17 protein-coding genes are annotated in these 17,976 nt (G+C 40.3%); all 17 read left to right on the top strand.

Features of this window, described 5'->3' with window-relative positions:
- Positions 1 to 3: 3 nt before the first annotated feature.
- The 17 genes from EGM68_RS23385 (at position 4) to EGM68_RS23300 (ending at position 17,964) form a co-directional block, all read left to right on the top strand.
- Positions 4 to 726, top strand: a complete 723-nt coding sequence (locus EGM68_RS23385; RefSeq protein WP_013373401.1) for a response regulator — start codon at positions 4 to 6, stop codon at positions 724 to 726.
- A gap of 167 nt (positions 727 to 893) precedes the next feature.
- Positions 894 to 1,334 (top strand): hypothetical protein, encoded by a 441-nt coding sequence (locus EGM68_RS23380; protein WP_013373400.1) that lies wholly within the window; start codon positions 894 to 896, stop codon positions 1,332 to 1,334.
- A gap of 198 nt (positions 1,335 to 1,532) precedes the next feature.
- On the top strand, positions 1,533 to 3,653 hold the full coding sequence (locus EGM68_RS23375) for an ATP-dependent helicase ComFA (protein WP_129550097.1): 2,121 nt from the start codon (positions 1,533 to 1,535) through the stop codon (positions 3,651 to 3,653).
- Between the two features lie 86 nt (positions 3,654 to 3,739).
- Positions 3,740 to 4,567, top strand: coding sequence for a ComFC family protein (locus tag EGM68_RS23370; protein WP_240664101.1), 828 nt, complete (start codon positions 3,740 to 3,742; stop codon positions 4,565 to 4,567).
- Positions 4,568 to 4,953: 386 nt separating this feature from the next.
- On the top strand, positions 4,954 to 5,424 hold the full coding sequence (locus EGM68_RS23365) for a LysM peptidoglycan-binding domain-containing protein (RefSeq protein WP_129550096.1): 471 nt from the start codon (positions 4,954 to 4,956) through the stop codon (positions 5,422 to 5,424).
- Between the two features lie 737 nt (positions 5,425 to 6,161).
- Positions 6,162 to 6,572, top strand: a complete 411-nt coding sequence (locus tag EGM68_RS23355; RefSeq protein WP_040102724.1) for a TIGR03826 family flagellar region protein — start codon at positions 6,162 to 6,164, stop codon at positions 6,570 to 6,572.
- Positions 6,573 to 6,767: 195 nt separating this feature from the next.
- The gene (gene flgM, locus EGM68_RS23350) at positions 6,768 to 7,043 is read left to right on the top strand and encodes a flagellar biosynthesis anti-sigma factor FlgM (RefSeq protein ID WP_013373392.1); all 276 of its coding nucleotides are present in this window, start codon (positions 6,768 to 6,770) and stop codon (positions 7,041 to 7,043) included.
- A gap of 9 nt (positions 7,044 to 7,052) precedes the next feature.
- Positions 7,053 to 7,553, top strand: coding sequence for a flagellar protein FlgN (locus tag EGM68_RS23345; protein WP_129550095.1), 501 nt, complete (start codon positions 7,053 to 7,055; stop codon positions 7,551 to 7,553).
- 18 nt (positions 7,554 to 7,571) lie between these two features.
- Complete coding sequence (gene flgK / locus EGM68_RS23340; protein WP_090737976.1) at positions 7,572 to 9,140, top strand: flagellar hook-associated protein FlgK; 1,569 nt, start codon at positions 7,572 to 7,574, stop codon at positions 9,138 to 9,140.
- Positions 9,141 to 9,204: 64 nt separating this feature from the next.
- On the top strand, positions 9,205 to 10,125 hold the full coding sequence (flgL, locus tag EGM68_RS23335) for a flagellar hook-associated protein FlgL (protein ID WP_090737978.1): 921 nt from the start codon (positions 9,205 to 9,207) through the stop codon (positions 10,123 to 10,125).
- Between the two features lie 17 nt (positions 10,126 to 10,142).
- A complete protein-coding gene (locus tag EGM68_RS23330) occupies positions 10,143 to 10,712 on the top strand; it encodes a DUF6470 family protein (protein WP_090737980.1) in 570 nt (189 codons plus the stop codon).
- A 90-nt stretch (positions 10,713 to 10,802) separates the two neighbouring features.
- Positions 10,803 to 11,255, top strand: a complete 453-nt coding sequence (gene fliW / locus EGM68_RS23325; protein ID WP_064961692.1) for a flagellar assembly protein FliW — start codon at positions 10,803 to 10,805, stop codon at positions 11,253 to 11,255.
- 2 nt (positions 11,256 to 11,257) lie between these two features.
- Complete coding sequence (gene csrA, locus EGM68_RS23320; protein WP_063212276.1) at positions 11,258 to 11,497, top strand: carbon storage regulator CsrA; 240 nt, start codon at positions 11,258 to 11,260, stop codon at positions 11,495 to 11,497.
- A 151-nt stretch (positions 11,498 to 11,648) separates the two neighbouring features.
- A complete protein-coding gene (gene hag / locus EGM68_RS23315) occupies positions 11,649 to 12,476 on the top strand; it encodes a flagellin Hag (RefSeq protein WP_064961693.1) in 828 nt (275 codons plus the stop codon).
- A gap of 140 nt (positions 12,477 to 12,616) precedes the next feature.
- Positions 12,617 to 14,494, top strand: a complete 1,878-nt coding sequence (locus tag EGM68_RS23310) for a glycosyltransferase (protein ID WP_090737982.1) — start codon at positions 12,617 to 12,619, stop codon at positions 14,492 to 14,494.
- Between the two features lie 44 nt (positions 14,495 to 14,538).
- Complete coding sequence (locus EGM68_RS23305) at positions 14,539 to 17,454, top strand: glycosyltransferase family 4 protein (protein ID WP_090737984.1); 2,916 nt, start codon at positions 14,539 to 14,541, stop codon at positions 17,452 to 17,454.
- 111 nt (positions 17,455 to 17,565) lie between these two features.
- Complete coding sequence (locus EGM68_RS23300) at positions 17,566 to 17,964, top strand: flagellar protein FlaG (RefSeq protein WP_064961696.1); 399 nt, start codon at positions 17,566 to 17,568, stop codon at positions 17,962 to 17,964.
- Positions 17,965 to 17,976 lie beyond the last annotated feature (12 nt).

Raw genomic sequence — 17,976 nt, 5'->3', positions numbered from 1 at the left:
AACATGGAAAATCAGGAAATGAGTAATGCACCCATTAAAGTTCTCTTAGCGGACGACCATCAGTTGTTCCGTGAAGGACTTAAACGTATTTTGAATATGGAGGACGACATTGAGGTCATCGGAGAATGTGGCGATGGCATTCAAGTGTTGGAATTCTGCAACGTCGAGAAACCGGATATTGTTCTGATGGACATTAATATGCCAATTGAAAATGGTGTAGAGGCAACTGAAAAACTACGTGAGATGTTTCCGGACGTCAAAGTGATCATTTTATCTATTCATGATGATGAAAGCTATGTATTCGAGACGTTGCGCAAGGGGGCCAATGGCTATCTGTTAAAAGATATGGAGGCCGAATCCCTCATTAATGCTATTCGTTCAGTACATGAAGGATATGCATTCATTCATCCGAAGGTAACGGGTAAGCTTATTCAGCAGCTCCGTCGGATGACTTACCTGAATGAAACAGGGGCTATGGCGGAAGGTCATACTAAGGAAGCAGGCGTGAAGTTTGTCGCAGGTGAAAATAATCCGCTGACCCGCCGTGAAGCAGAAGTGTTGCGTCTGATGGCTGAGGGCAAGAGCAATAAGATGATTGGTGAATATTTATTCATTAGTGAGAAAACAGTCAAAAACCATGTTAGTAGCATTTTACAAAAAATGGAAGTTGATGACCGTACACAAGCAGTTATTAACTCCATCAAATATGGGTGGGTTACGCTGTAAAGTGTAGTCTTTTCATGCATTAGACGATGCAGCTGCCTAGATATGAATGCTGTACCGCCTTTCTTTTAGAGCGAGATATCCGCTCGTATGGAAGTCCAGTACATAACCGTGACACCTCTTCCTGTTATACGGCATATATTGTCGCTATAGGAGGAGGTGGAACCCTCGTGACGGCTCACTTGGTTTGGATATTGCTTATATACGGTGTGGGAGCTGCAGTCGTGCATCTCATGTATATACGACAGGCGGTTCAGGCTTATCACAATGGCGAAGATGCACACACGACATCGCTGGATCATCGTGCGACTCGCTACATTGTGATTACATCCAATGATGGAGATCGTGTGGAATGGGTGATGCGTTCATTGAGTATCCTTGCCTGGCTACACCGGAGGCCGCTACATGTAACGGTACTGGATGATGAATCTATAGACGATACGCTACCGATTCTGACCCGGCTGGTGCGCTATAGTCATATGGATGTTTCAGTCATCTCATGTCGTTTTTCACCGGGGAACCCGGTTTTGCCGAAGTCAGGCGGTGAAAAACAGGTTGTTATTGATCTTAGAACAGCAAACCCGTTGGCGGGCGCCCCACTTGTTCCTTAGTGACAGGGATCTGTGGACATCGTGGTTAAAATCAGATATAAATATTTATAGACAGTTGCATATGCAAGACAATAGGGATTTCGTTGAAATCTGTTTGATGTGAAGCACACTTCAGGCTAACAGCCATGGAAGTGTGCTTTTTTGCTGTTTTCTGGGGTGATAAGCACTAGAAAAAATGAATGAAAGGAGAGATTGAACATGAAAATTGCAGTATATGCAGTCAGGTATAAAGGGAAATGGAATCTCCGATTATCTGTGGATATTCGAGTAGATATGACATGGTGGTTGCGCCAAGGTAAGGACCAGGGGAATGCTGTCGAAAGGTGGGTGTTATTAGGAGACGAGCTTCCCTTGTCTTGGGGAGTAAGCCTGTGTGGAAGATTTAGGGGATTAGCAGAAATGGAGCGGTGGGGGGATCGGCAATGGTGGGCTTATATTCTTTCACAGCTAAAGAATGAACTGGTTCTTGAGTCTTCTAATGGAGAACGAATCTTATCTGGAGGAGTAGAAAATATATGCATTTGGGACCGTCAACAAGGGTGGATTTCTCGCACTAAACATGGGAATGAGGGACGGGAAACAATAGGAACTGTACGTTCTATTCAAAACAGGAAGCTCGCTACGGGAGTAGATGGATTGGATATGGAAGGTTTAACAGGACAAGCGAACGAGCTGACTCATTTGTTGGCAGGACGCCAGTTGCTCGTACCTGAAGCTGAAGCACTGCTAGCAGAGGCAGCCCCGGATTTGGAGCATACTTGGCGTTCAGCTGCGCAACTTGCATATCTGCAAGGCCGACTCAGCTTTGCTGCTGGTCTGGCTCCAGCACCACGCGCGCGCTGGTCTGCCGCGCGTAGACATGAACTCCGCTGCAACCGTTGTGGCAGTGGAAAGGTACACCGCACAAGCTGCGCATCGTGCGGCCGTAAGGCCTGCGCCTACTGCGAGACATGTCTCACGCTTGGGCGCAGCCGTGAGTGCTCACTGCTGCTGCGCGGTACAGCGAAACCTGCCATGCCGCGCACGGCAGAGGCAGCGCTGGCGGAGAACCTCGACCGCTGGGGGCTGAGTCCTGCACAACGTGCTGCCGCCGAAGTAGCGCTGAGTTTTTTGGCCGCACCACCCCGCAGGGTGCGAAAATGCTCCCGCCCGGAAGGCCAATGGCAACGAGCACGCGAATTATTCCGGCGCAGCATGCGTGTGCGCCAGGAATTAGGTGCTGCCGCTGCGCATGGCAGCACTCTTGCCGGCTACAAGCAGTCCTCGCCCAGATCTGGCGAGTGTGCTTGGGGGGTTGCTGGCCGGCAATTACCTGATTCTGCGTTCGAACGTTTTCTGCTCTGGGCCGTGACTGGCGCAGGCAAGACGGAAATGATGTTTCCGCTTTTACAGCATGTGTTGGAGCGCGGAGGGACAGCGCTTGTAGCAACACCACGCCGAGATGTGGTATTGGAGTTGGCACCTCGATTGGCAGTTGCCTTTCCTCAAGTTAGTATGGTGACACTTTATGGAGGGAGTGCAGAACGGTGGCAAAGGGGACAACTGACACTGGCAACAACACATCAGCTGTTGCGTTATCGCCAGGCCTTTGATTTGGTTGTAATTGACGAGATTGATGCATTTCCTTATCACAATGATCCAATGCTTGCCTTTGCTACCCAAGCAGTATGCAAGCAGGAAGGGAAATTTATTTTTTTGTCTGCGACGCCGCCGCGTCCTTTGCAGAAAGAGGCTGCACGTGGTCAACTGCCACATGCCAAGGTTCCCGTTCGTTTTCATCGTCATCCCCTACCTGTCCCCATTCGTTTGGGGACTGCTTCAGTACATCATTGGCTGCAAAAAGACCAGCTTCCTGCTTCATTTATTCAGCACCTATACATATCCATTCAACGAGGGGCGCAGGTCTTTCTGTTTGTGACACGAATCTCACATATTCAAGGTCTTGTGAAACTGCTGATTAGACAATTGCCTGATATCCCTATTGCCGGCACTTCATCGCAGGATGAAGAACGAACCGCTAAGGTGCGTTTGTTTCGAGCTACTGAAATACGTGTGCTGGTCACAACCACTATTTTGGAACGGGGTGTGACTGTTCCACGAAGTGATGTGTATATACTAGACGCGGACAGCAGTCTTTTTGATGAAGCATCCCTTGTCCAAATGGCTGGTCGCGCGGGAAGATCTAAGGATGATCCATGTGGTAATGTTATTTTTATATCCCCTCAATGGACTAGCGGTCAAAAGAGAGCGATTAAGCAGATTAAACGCATGAATGCACTGGCTCGGAAAAAAGGATATCTGAAATTGACGAAGCACTAAATGCATTAAATAAAAAAAGTTTTTTTGGAAATGTGAAACCTGAAACAATGTTGGTACGTAAACTACCAGGAAAGGTGCATTTTGGTATGGGGATGATTCCAAGAACCCGTCTGTTTTTGAATTGGTTATTCCATCGTCAGTCGCAAACATGTGTTGCTTGTGGCAAGCTCGCAGGTCATTTTTCCGAATTTACTGGGCTTTGTACTCATTGTTCGATTCAAATTCCTTGGATTTACAACATTCGTTGTGTACATTGTGGACGTCCGACGTTTTGTCCGGATTGCGTCAGGCCCGACCGATTAGCGCGTTACTATATATGCAATCGGAGTGCGACCAGCTATACGCCGATGGTGAGAGAATGGATTGGGCAGTTCAAATATCGTGGCAATGAAAAGTTTGGTCCCCTGCTGGGCGAGATCATGAACCGAGCCTATCAGGCGATGAGACATGAGTTTGCAGGTCATGATTGTGATCGTTTCAAGCGATCTTTGTGGGATGTAGATATAGTGACCTGTGTCCCGGTAAGTGAAGAGAGGCTGACGGAGCGAGGCTTCAATCAGGCTGAAATTTTGGCAGAAGAGATTGCAAAGCGAAATAAGCTCCCCTTCCTACCTTTGCTTGTTCGCCCGCAAGATACAGGCAAACAAAGCTTTAAATCGAAAAATGAACGCATGAATACAATGAATAATGCATTTTCCGTTATCCCCAATATGGTGAGTTTGATGGATTCTTTTATTTTAAAAGCTGGATCTCAACGTGCTATGGAGCATATGCATTCCGTTACAATTTTGCTTGTAGATGATATTTATACAACGGGGAGTACATTGCAGGCGTGTGCACGTGTTTTGAGAGAAAAGGCATTAGAACAAGGAGTGCATTTGGCTATCTTTTGCCTGACCTTAGCGAGATCATGAGTCTGAATTCCTATTATATTCCATAATTTTGTGCTTGAAACTATGAAAAAAAGGTTATAATTCTTTTGAAAGAAGGATTAAATGATAGAGCATAAGCCTTTTAATCCGTACAATCAGCAGAATTTGACAACAAGCTAGAGAGAGGTATATAATAAAAATATAGAGACGAACAAAAAGTTAGGAAGTGAGGGATGAAATCAGAATATTTCAATTTAGAGGTTGATTTTTTTGGAAAAGAGGAGTACAATTTCTTTCTGTTGATAGCTAACATGATTGGTAATAAGTGATTTTTAGCTAACGACAAAAGAGCGGACATTGGGAGTGTCTCGCTCAGTAGTAAAGCAGTTAATTAAAATTTAAAGTTAAAAAGAGGAGAGAATAAAATCATGAAAAACGTAATGAAAAAAGTAGCATTTTCTAGCATGCTGGCTGTTAGCTTAGGTGCAGTATCTTTGTTGAGTCCACTTGCAACAGGTCAAGTAATGGCAAAATCCGGTTCAGATTACGAAAAACAACAATTGGAAGACCAAATCATGAGAGAACAACAAGAAGCGGCACAAAAAGCATTTGAAGCTAAGTTCTTTAAAACTGAAACTACTGAGAACGAAGCAACTACAACACCTGCTCAATCGACAACTGAGAACAACAACCAAACAAAAACTACAAAACCAGCAACAACTACAACTGAAACACCAGCAACAACTGTAAAAACTATCACTGTAAATGTTCAAGAAGGCGACACACTGGCTTCTATTGCTGAAAAATACGGTGTAACTGTTGAAGAACTGGTTAAAATCAATAACTTGGTAAAAGTTGGTCAAGAACTGCAAGTACCACAAACAAATACAAATAAATAATTAACATTATAAACTGTTTTATAAAATGTATTTATTAAACCAAGCGTTTGACTATAGTATACGGGAAGGCCTCTATTAAAACAATGCTTTTTTGAATAATTATTTGTAAAATCGCTTGTTTTTTTGGGCTGCAAATTTCCAATGGTACATCTTGCTTAATTTCAGATAGGTTATAAGTTGAAATGATGTTAGGTGTATGAGATTTATGAATACCCACACTCCATGTGCGGAGCATTCGTATGGACGCCGATCCCCCGGATTTATAGCATTTTCTTGATGCATCGGGGCACAGGTGAACATGAATTCTTCTGAGGATTGTTTCGCCCGGTTTTTCCCTCATTTTATTTCTACATTTTAACCATATTCATATATAGCTATTTAATGATAATGAAGCGCTATTCCCGAGAATAACAGGAATGGTGCTTATTTTATTTTTTTATCTAAAGTACGGAGGGATGTTTGACGATAAATACTCACATGTAATAGGCTGGATTAGAAGGACTTATTTGCCTCTACACTTTATGTTGTTGCATATTAATGTGCATAGAGATGGGAAAGATTTTACCCGTTTAATCTTCCTCTCTTATAACTTTTACTATGATAACGAACGAAATGTAGAATTGTGTTAAAACTAAAAAAAAAATTTGGAATATTTGCTAGACGAGGCTCTTCACTATAAGTTAATGTAAGGATAATAGTAATTAAAGACCGGAACTTGGAAAGGGGCGCTACAGAGGATGAATTTGGATAACTGTCCTCGCTGTGGAAAGTTGTTTGTTAAGAATGTCAGAGGGATTTGCCAGAACTGTATTAAAGAAATTGAGGTTGAATACGAGCACTGTGTCAAACATATACGTGAAAATAAAGGTATTCATATGCATGAGCTTTCGGAAGCTACAGGTGTCTCTGTTAAACAAATCACGACATTTATACGTGAGGGACGTATTTCCATTGCTAATGCGCCCAATATGACGTATCCTTGCGAGGTATGCGGGATACCGATTCGTGATGGGCATATGTGCGATTCTTGTCGAACACGTCTTACTAAAGACCTGAATCAGGCCATACGCGAAAGTAGTAATCAGGATCAAAGTAATAATATGGGCTCAGGTACCTACAGCGCGATGGATAAACTTCGCGGAAACTAGTACAGGGGAATTAAATACGCATTCAGCTATTCAAAAAGTTTCAAATACCGCCGATAATCTTTATAGAGCTTATCGGTTTTTTTATTTTAGCAACCATGCACAAAATAAAGAAGTAAGGCATAATACGAACCATGTTCGACGCTATGTCGTCTGATACATTCTGACCATATCAAATAACTAAGGAAGGTGGAAGTTATGAAAATTAACGAGACCAACCGCATCGGAGCTATTAATCCATATCAGCGAAATATTGAAACAGGACGCCAGGAGGAGCAAAAGAAATCCCGCCGCAAGGACGAGGTTTCCATTTCTCCAGAAGCAATGGAAATGCTGAACCGCAGCAGTGATGCAGACCGCGTAAAGAAAATTCAGGAGCTTAAGCAGCAAGTAGCTTCTGGAACCTATCGTGTGGATGCTGATAAAATTGCAGAGAAGCTGTTACCTTTCTTTAAGCAGTCTTCCGAAAGCTAGGTGAAGGATATGCCTTTAGAGCGTTTGATTGGTGTGCTGGAACAGCTAGATCAAAAGCATCTTATTTTATTAGAACTGGCGAAAAGCAAAAAAAAGATTGTCATGGAAAATAATATGGATAGTCTGGTACAGCATTTGAACCAGGAATCCAGACTCCTTAAACAAGTAGAACAGTTGGAAGAAGCTCGTATGGAGGTTTCGTATGAGCTTCTTCGTGAACGTGGTATTAAGTCTCAGCTTAATTTGACTATAACCGAGCTGGCGCGCCTTGTCTTTGATCCAGAAGATAAGAACAAACTCCTCAGTGTCCAGAGCCGCTTATCCCACACTCTTTCGGAATTAAAGGAAATTAATGAAATCAATCAAAAACTCATCGAGCAATCGTTGGTGTTTATTGATTACTCTTTGGATCTACTTGTAGGACGTCCTAATCAGGAAATGACTTATATGCATCCTGATCAGAAGAGTAATCAACACGCACGACCTGGATTGTTCGACACTAAGGCTTGAGCCGAGGAGGAAAATAGAGTGCCATCCACATTTCATTCCATAGAAACAGCTAAAAGAAGTCTTTTTACACAAACAGCAGCTTTAAATACAACAGGACACAACATAGCTAACGCTAACACGGAAGGCTACACACGGCAGACGGTCAAAATGAAGGCTTCCATCCCCATGGAGGCTTACGGTATTAACCGTTCTAATGTACCTGGTCAATTGGGAACAGGTGTTGAATTTGACGCTATTGAACGTATTCGCGAAAAGTTCTTGGATAGCCAGTATCGCGGAGAAAATACCGAACTGGGTAGTTGGACAATCCGTAGTAATACGCTTGATAAACTACAACAGATTATAAATGAGCCGTCCGATACAGGGATTCGGAAAGTTCTAGATAACTTTTATAAATCTTGGTCTGACTTAAGTAAAGACCCAGAAAGTGTGACTGCACGAACTATTGTTAAAGAAAATGCACTTGCTTTGACTGATGCAATGAATCATATGAGTAAACAGTTGAATAATTTATCTGCGGACTTAACTTCTAATGTGGAGGCTAAGTCTAGTGAGCTACAAAGTTATGTAAACTCCATAGCTGATTTGAACCAATCGATTACTAAAATTGAAGGTTTGGGCGATAACGCTAACGATCTACGTGACCAACGTGATTTGATTGTCGATAAAATCTCAAAAATCGTTAATGTAACGGTGACTGATACCGATCAAGGCTACAATGTTAATATGGGTGGTCAAGCATTAGTAACTGGATTTGAACCGACTACTGGAATTAACGGCGCTTTTTTACAAGCAGCTTTTGCCTCTAATGATTTACAAGGTGGCGAAGTGCATGGAATGATTTTCTCAAGGGATCGATTTGTAGCTGATTACACAGCCCAAATGGATAACCTCGCCAACACATTGGCGACAGGTAATATTACTGTAACGCTACCTAAAGGCTCAGTTTTGCCAGAAGGTACTGTACTGAATGGAGTGACTTACACAGGGACCAGCCGAACACTTCAATCGGATTTAACAGTTACAGTTAAAGGTCTTAATGGTTTGCATCAACTGGGTTATACCCAAGAAGATAAAGATGCTAACGGTAATATGGTTGCAGGTAAACCTTTTTTTGTAACTTCAAATAATGGTGGGACAATAACAGCAGGCAATATCACGTTAAACACTGCTATAGTAGATAATCCTAACGCTATTGCAGCATCCCTTCGGGTAACAGGCACTGCTCCTTCTGAGGAATTGGTTAAGGGTAATAATACATTGGCATCCTTGATGTCCAATTTGAAATTAAGCAATTTCACTTCAGTTTCTACGGGGAATACAGCTACTATTGATAGCTTCTTCAGTTCTATGGTTGGTCAGTTGGGGATAGAGGCTCAAGAGGCTACAAGACAGACACAAAACTCGACAGCTCTCGTATCTCAAGTAGAAACTATGCGCCAATCTGTGAGCGGTGTTTCACTGGATGAAGAAATGTCCAATATGATTAAGTTTCAGCATGCCTACAGTGCCGCTGCTCGGTTTATGACCACATTCGATCAATTATTAGATAAATTAATTAACTCCACAGGTGTAGTGGGAAGATAAGAATTGGGATTAAATATCTGATGTTTATATACAGCTGGATATTTAATTACGGAGGGATATAACTATGCGCGTTACTAACAATATGCTAAGCTCACAGCTTTTGCTTAATTTAAATCGAAATTCTGAGCGTATGAATAATACGCAGAACCAGATGTCGACTGGACGTAAGTTGAACAAACCCTCTGATGATCCTGTAGGCATTACGTATTCCTTAAGGTACCGATCTGAACTGTCTTCAAATGAACAATACCAGCGGAATGTGGACAGCGCAGTGTCTTGGCTTGATTTTAATGATACGGTCATGGATCAGGCTGGCCAAATTATGCAAAGAGTACGTGAACTTACAGTGCAGGCCTCTACGGGAACTAATCCACAATCAGCGTTGGACAGCATTAACAAAGAAATCGGTCAGCTTAAGGAACAAATGATTGATGTTGTGAACAGCCAGTTGAACGGAAAATATATATTCAATGGTCAGACCTATGACAAGAAGCCTTACGACCTTCCTCTAAATGCAGATAATACGCATGATATCTCTGGAGCAGCGTCTATTGTGACGGACACTGGGAATGTTAATTTTATAGTAGGGGAAAATGTAGCTTTACCCATTAATGTTACTGGTAATGAAGTTGTAGGAACAAGTGCGGATGCCGACAATTTGTTTACTATTTTTAATCAGCTTTCTTCAGCTCTGGCAAGTGGTGATATTAAAACAAGTGGGGATCAACTAGCTAATATTGATTCACGTGTGGAAAAAATGCTAAAAGTTCGGTCGGAAATGGGTGCTAAATCTAATCGTGTTGAGCTAATGCAGAGCCGTTTGAGTGATCTCGAGGTAAACTTAACGGATTTGCAATCTAAAACGGAAGATGCAGATTACGCTGAGCTTTTAATGAATTCCAAGATCCAAGAGAATATTTACAATGCTTCTTTGTCAGCAGGAGCGAAGATCATATCCGCATCATTAGTTGATTTCTTAAGGTAGTCTAAGGAGGGGGAGAGATGCCCATTATTCCGATGCTTCAGATCCGGCAAACTCCGGCTATCCTGCATATTGACGCAGACCCTGGGCAGTATTCGATTCGACAGCCCTCGGCTGATATGGAATTAAAAACACGACGTGCTCAACTGGAAATTCACCAGTATCAGCCACAGCTAACCATAGATCAAAGTGCGGCCTTCTCTGCCTATAATGGTGGCAATTACCTTGAGATGAATAATCGAATTTATTCCGGATTGCCGCAGATATTTTTACAAGCTATTGCGCATAAAGTGGAGCAAGGCAACCGAATGGCGGCGATTCACATTCCTGGTAATACTGTAGCCAATGTTTATGGAGAGGATACAGAAACGCATGTGCTTCCTGAATTTAGGGGTCCGGCATCTATGGATAATGTCGATATTCATGTTGAAACACGTGCACCTGATATTACATATACACCTGCTGTATCGGAAATGCATGTGACCGTTAATCGTCCAGAGATTGAGTATACTCGGGGGAAACTGGAGATTTATATGCAGCAATATCCATCTGTGGCCTATATTCCGCCTGGAATTGATGTCATGATGTAAAATAAGTTAAGGTTATAGAGGTTGTTCAAGCCGTCTATAGCCTTTTTTTAATAAAACGTATAGATCTAATTGAATATTGGAGGAATAATAGTGATTATATCCACATCTATTTGGGGTGACATTGAAGTTAATGATAAAGAAATATATCGTTTTGAAAAAGGAGTTCCAGGATTTGAGGAGACGACTGAATTTGTGTTGCTCGATCAAGATGAGGCACCCTTTTACTATCTCCAGTCCCTTCAGCAGAAAGAACTATCTTTTGTCCTAGTTGACCCTTTTATATTTTATCCTGAATACGAGTTCGAACTCCCGGATAGTGAAGCGGAAGAACTGGGGATTGAATCTAATTTAGTTGTTCGCAGCATACTAACATTACATGAGCAGGTAGAGAACTCAACGATCAATCTATTGGCACCTTTGGTATTCAATCCCGATAATAGGCAAGCCAAGCAGGTTGTTTTGTACCAGTCTTCGTATCTAACCAAGCATTCACTGCAACCTATTAAGGAAGACGAAACCATCCGTTCAAAGGAAGGTGAATAAGTATGCTGGTGCTTTCGCGTAAAAAAGGCGAGTCTATTATCATTCAGGATCACATTGAGGTCATGGTACTCGGAGTAGAGGGGGACATCGTCCGTATAGGGATTTCAGCACCCAAACAGATGGACATCTTTCGCAAAGAAATCTATTTATCCATTCAAGAGTCCAACCGTGAATCTGCTGCCCATACGCAGCCAAATTTGGATGCTTTGCGCAAGATGATAAATAAAAACAACGGAAAATAAAAAAAATCCTAAAATGCTATTAAAAGTTCGACGAGAATGTCGATATATATAGTACAAGCTATTGCGGAGGGGCGGCCGACTTCAACGGATAGCTGTAACAGCAATAAACCACATGGATGTGGGACATTTACCTTCAGGGAGGAAATTTAAAATGATTATCAATCACAATATCGCTGCAATGAACACTCACCGTCAGCTGGCTGTCAACACAGGCAACACTAACAAAGCTATCGAGAAACTGTCTTCCGGTTTGCGTATCAACCGTGCTGGTGACGATGCTGCTGGTTTGGCAATTTCCGAAAAAATGCGCGGTCAAATCCGTGGTTTGGATATGGCTTCTAAGAACGCTCAAGATGGTATCTCCTTGATCCAAACAGCTGAGGGTGCATTGAACGAAACACACAGTATCCTTCAACGTATGCGTGAATTGTCTGTTCAATCCGCTAACGATACTAACACTACTGTAGACCGCGGCGCTCTTCAAAAAGAGGTTGATGAACTCTCCAAAGAGATCACAAGAATCTCCAGCACTACTGAATTCAACACTAAGAAATTGTTGGATGGTTCTGCTTCTGGTGTAGTATTCCATATCGGTGCTAACACAAGTCAAAACATTAGCTTGTCCATTGGTTCTATGGATGCTAGTACTCTGGGTGTTGCACAATCTGCTACAAGCGGTATCGATATCTCTACTCAAACTGCAGCCGACGCAGCTATCTCCACAATCAACGCCGCAATCGAAACAGTTTCTGGTGAGCGTGCGAAACTGGGTGCGAACCAAAACCGTCTGGAACACACAATCAACAACCTGAACACTTCTTCCGAAAACCTGTCTGCAGCTGAATCCCGTATTCGCGATGTAGATATGGCGAAAGAAATGATGAACCAAACGAAGAACAACATTCTTGCACAAGCTGCTCAAGCTATGTTGGCTCAAGCTAACCAACAGCCTCAAGGTGTTCTGCAATTGCTTCGTTAATTTTTACTGGCGTCAAAAAGGAATCCCTCTTATGGGATTCCTTTTTTTGTTAGTGAGAACTCCTTTTTCAAAGCTAATGAAGACTTAAGAAACAGCCGATAAAAGTTGTATAACGCACTTACTAAAAAAGGAGTTTTACCATGAACAAAACTATTTCTTTGTGCATGATCGTGAAAAATGAAGAGAAAGTGTTAGATAGATGTTTAAGCAGTGTTGAAAACAAAGTTGACGAAATTATCATAATAGATACTGGCTCAACAGATTCAACGATGGAAATTGCAAGGAAATATACAGAGAAAGTATATTCTTACCATTGGGCCGATGATTTCGCAGCAGCCCGTAATCGTTCATTAGAATATGCCGAATCTGATTACATTCTAGTACTGGATGCAGATGAGTATTTGGAGTCGAATGCGGACTTAAAAACAGTTGTCGGGTCAGGTAAGGATTATTACCTAATAAGAATTAGAAATTTGCTATCTTTTGGTTGGGCGCATACACATACTGCAATTCGATTGTTTGTAAATAAACCACAGTTGAAATATAAAAATCGTCTGCACGAGCATTTAGATACTATGAACGAGAATTATGAGTATTCAAATGAAATGGCGGACTTTGTTATTCTCCATACCGGTTATATGAATGAAACCTTAGCGGAAAAAGATAAGCTATCCAGAAACCTGCCTATTATGTTAAAAGAAGTCGCTGAAAATCCAAATGGCTACAATTTGTTTAACACAGGGAATGTATACTACTCCTTGGGCAACTATAAAAAGGCGATAGAGTACTATCAAAGATCATACCCACTCAGTAAGGATAAATCTTATACTCCAGAACTTTTAACTAGAATAGCAACATGCCTGAGCTATTTGGACAAACATGAGGAAGGTTTGAGAGTTTTAGAAGATGCAGTTGAGATATTTCCAAATACAGTGGATTTGCGTTATGCACAAGGTAAAATTTATTTTGAAGCTGGTTATTTTAAAGATGCTGAACTTACATTTCGAAAATGCATAGTGATGGGTGATAAGGGGATAACTGTAACTGAGGGAGCTGGGGGTTACGGAGCTCACTATTATCTATCCCTGCTTTATTATAAAAAAGGTGAGCTGGCAAAAAGTTATGACGAGATCATTAAAGTTATTCAAGAAAAAAAGCTGTTTGTACCTGGTCTGAATCATTACTTTGAGATCATTTTGAAAGGCAATATTCCTTTCGAGGACGTAAAGCAAAATATAAACAATATTTACAATATATCAAATGTAGAAGAATTACGCTGGCTCATGGAGTCTATGTATTCTTTGCGTCATCCGCTTCTTAATGAATATTTGAATAGTTACAATTTGACAGTTGAAGATAAGATCAGAGCAGTTGCTCTGCTGTTTGATAAAAAATATGAAGAGTCTAAGCACTGTTGGGAGCAAATATCAGTTGGTGAAGAAAACGCATTGGACGTCCTTGTGCTTGCGACCATACAAAATGATCAGAAACTATTTCAATTAATTCAACCGCTTCTTAATCTTAGTAGTAAAGAGCAAAAAACCTTATGCACTTTCTTAATGGATGGCGAGAATGGTAAGAAACCTGTGATAACTACTAGAATAGAAGATATTATTATGAAAGTAATAACCCATTTAATAAGCTTACAGGAATTTGACGTTTTTGAGAGAGTCTCGACAATGATCCTCAAGTCAGATATTGACATAAATATTAGATTGGGCGAAGTTTTAGTGAATTATGGCTTCAATGAAGTAGCGATAGATGTGCTTTCTAAATGCTTTGAAAGACAACCTAGAAACTCATTGTTAGTGCGTTTACTGGGCGATGTTTGTCTTAAATCTGGCTACTTACAGGATGCGCAATTATTCTATTCTAGGCTATTGGAATTGAAACCCGAATATTCGTCTTATGAAAGATGTTTTAACTTGTACGAGGCACTGAATGACTCTGAAGGCATGGGAGTGATTAAAGCAGAAATTAAAAAGAAATTTAGATTCTCAGATTGGGTGAATCCTTAAGGTTTTGCTGAAATTTTAGTTTTACACTTGAGAGGAGTTCAGCTATGTTAAGTCAAATTATTAGTGAAGCTAGATCTGAAGAATATAGAACCAGAATGAAGCGCCTCGCATATGCTGAGACTCAAAGACTTGTCCCTAAAGAGCCTAAACAAAACATTCATATTGTTTATGTGATAGGGCACGTTAATGTTTGCGGGGGGAATAAGATAATACTTGAACACGCAAATGGACTGAAAAGGCTGGGAACCCAGATCTCCATTATTTCTCATTTCCCTAAACCTGATTGGTTTCCTATTGATGTCAATTATATTAAGATACCCTTTCAAGTTAATATAGCTCAGTTTATACCTGATTGTGACGTTATAGTCGCAACTTATTGGGATCAAATTAATGTCTGTGTCGATGCATGTATTGCACCAGTTGTTTATTTTGAGCAGGGAGATTTTCACTTATTCACGGATGTGAGCGAAGAATTGTCAATCACCTTAAATCATCTCTTTGCGCTGCCTGCATATATAACGACAGTATCAGAGCGTGTATCAAGGATTATAGAGAGCAAGTACAAACGTAGACCAAAGGTATTTCACAATGCTCTCAATAGAAATGTATTTTATGAGAAGTCCTCTAACTCTTTGGAAGCTAGAAAAATGATTGTCGTTGGTAGTGATAGGGTAGAGTTTAAAGGTATTGATGAATTAAAGCAGGTGCATAAAAATATCGTTGATAGAGGTTACGATCTTGATTTTGTTTGGATAACTCCGAATGAGCCATTACAGCCTTATGGACAAGTATATATTAATCCTCCGCAAACCAAAATTGCGGAACTCTATCGAGATGCTTATGTTTATGTGTCAGGATCGCACTATGAGTCTTTTTCCCTTCCACCGTTAGAGGCCATGGCTTGTGGTACACCAGTAGTAGTAACTGATAGTAACGGTGTTATGGAATACGCGGTTAATGAGCATAATAGCTTGGTGACTAATGTTCGTGATATACAGGGGATTACCGATCAGGTTATACGTTTGTTAAATGATGAGGAATTATATAGAAAGTTGAAAAAAAATGGTATCGATACTGCAAATTCATTTAGCTGGGATACAATATTATCCGAATTATTATATTTTTATAAAAGTGTAGCTGCTCATGGGGTGCAAATCCAAGTAAACAATGAATGGGATATAATTTGTGAAGATAAGGATCAACTTTCTAATGAGGAATTACTTTGTATTAACCACCTTCTAGGCACTACGAAAGCAAGCGAGATTTGGAGGCCTGTAGAATATTCAACCGTTCAAGGAATAAGTAATATTTCTTGGGAGCTGTTCTATAAAAGAAGGAACTATCTAGAGAAGGGGTTTCCTGAAAAAATATTAATTGAAAGTAAAAATCCTAATTTAACAAATACTAAGTACAAAACAGTGGCGGCCTTATTTGAGCATAAAAAGTATGTGGAAGTATTGAGGTTTTTAAAAGATGTTTTGTCTGTCACTAGTAAAGAATCGATAGAGTATCCAGTGTGCATACGTTGGATTACTTTATGTTACATTGAGTTGGAAATGTACTCAAATGCATTTGAACTTCTAACATCTACTTTGGAAATTCACAAGATGAACATGGAACTTTGGTACTTGCTTTCTAGAGTGCTTTATGGACTAGGAGCTAGAGATAGAGCGGCTGCTATTTGCGAATATTTTCTTACAATAGATAATTCATATTTCTATCCAGATTATATAGGAAATCTAAATGAATTGGTTAGTGAACTCTGTTCCAAGTTAAATATAGAGAATAAAGAGTCTCCTCTGGAAGCCTCTTTGTTACAAACAGATAATAAAGGTCAGGGTGGGTTGAGCAGGAAGTATAAAGTGATAATTTTTGGAGTTAACACTTTAACAGAGTTTGCTTATCTTCTTACTGATCCAAACAAATGCACAGTTGAGGCAATCGTCGATTCTAGTGGACAATATGCTGGGACATTTATAAGAAATACTAAGATCATAGGTCTTAATGAGATCAAGTTTCTTGAATATGATTATATTGTTAAGCTTGAAGCAAACAGCTTACTTAGTTCGCTCGACGCCAGCAAAATTATTGATTTGGTGGGTGCCTTAAATAATTATTATCTATATGAGTATCATAAAAATATTAACAGCATAACTGAGAACCAGAATGACATAACTGGTATAGTTACAGGTATTTCATACCATGAGGTAGGAATTAATACAGAGTTATTGGGCGAGAACTATAAAAATATGGCTTTATCTAGTCAAGATCTTTTTTATGACTATAAGATTGCGGAGTGGATACTTAATTACTTTAACCCTAATAAAACAATAAGCAATTTTATTATTGGGCTTAGTTATTATAGTTTTCATTTTGACCTATCTTTAAGTATCTATAAAGATCGTTCACGCATGTATTATCCGATCTTTCAAACAATGCATAACTATCATGAAGAGAAGAAAGCTAAACAAGACTATGATCAGTTTGAAACTCTTAGTAAGAAGTTATTGCTAGATGATATAACAACAAAAGTTTTCGAGGCTTTTAAAGAAAGCAAAGAAAAAGAAAATACTATTCTTAGAAGTCGAAAAATGTCTAATGATGATAAACTCAATGCTACCGTTTTAGCAGAAAAAGATAGCAACAAAAATTATCCGAAAACTGTAGAAGAGAATAAAGCAATACTTAAACAGTATCTTAATATGCTGCAAAAGAATAATATCACGCCTGTATTTGTTGTATGTCCTGTAGCAAAGTGTTATAGTGACGCGTTTTCCCCTAAGCTAGAAAGAGAGTTTCATTCGATTATTAGAGAGATGAAGGAAGAATATGACTTTAAGCTATTAGACTACTTTAGGAGTCGTAATTTTGAAGAGAAGGATTTTTATGATGCTTCTCACCTAAACATTAATGGCAGGGATAAGTTGTCCAGAATGATTGATAAAGAGTTATGCAGATAACTGCTTACCATCCTTGGGATCGAAATTTATAATCTACAGATTTATACTCTATTCAGTTCATTGGTCGTTTAGCCGATATATATTATAAAAACATGTATCGGAGGTTGTCAGATGAATCTGCAGTTCTCTGTTTCGACAAGTACCACAGTGGATGGAGTGAAAGGTGGTAATTTAAAGAGTGAGTACACTGGTTCTCACAATACTAATAGTGGTGCGGTAATACAAACTATTAAGACCGATTTTGAATTAACAAAGCATGAAAAACAAGGGCTGTCAGTGTCACTTGGTGAGGAACAGCTAATTAAGGCAATAGATCGAGCAGTTAAGGCTCTACAAGGCCCTTCTACAACATTAGAAGTTAGCGTACATGAAAAGACACACCAAATTATGGTGAAGGTCCTTAATAAAGATACAGGTGAATTGATACGTGAAATTCCCCCAGAAAAAACATTGGACCTAGTAGCTAAGATGATGGAAATAGCAGGAATCCTAGTAGACCAAAAAGTGTAAGGAGGTAATTAT

This window comes from Paenibacillus sp. M-152 (genome assembly GCF_003856555.1).
GTDB classification, from domain to species: domain Bacteria; phylum Bacillota; class Bacilli; order Paenibacillales; family Paenibacillaceae; genus Paenibacillus; species Paenibacillus polymyxa_C.
The sequence above is the reverse complement of the archived record's forward strand: the minus strand, read 5'-3'. Positions and strand labels throughout refer to the sequence as shown.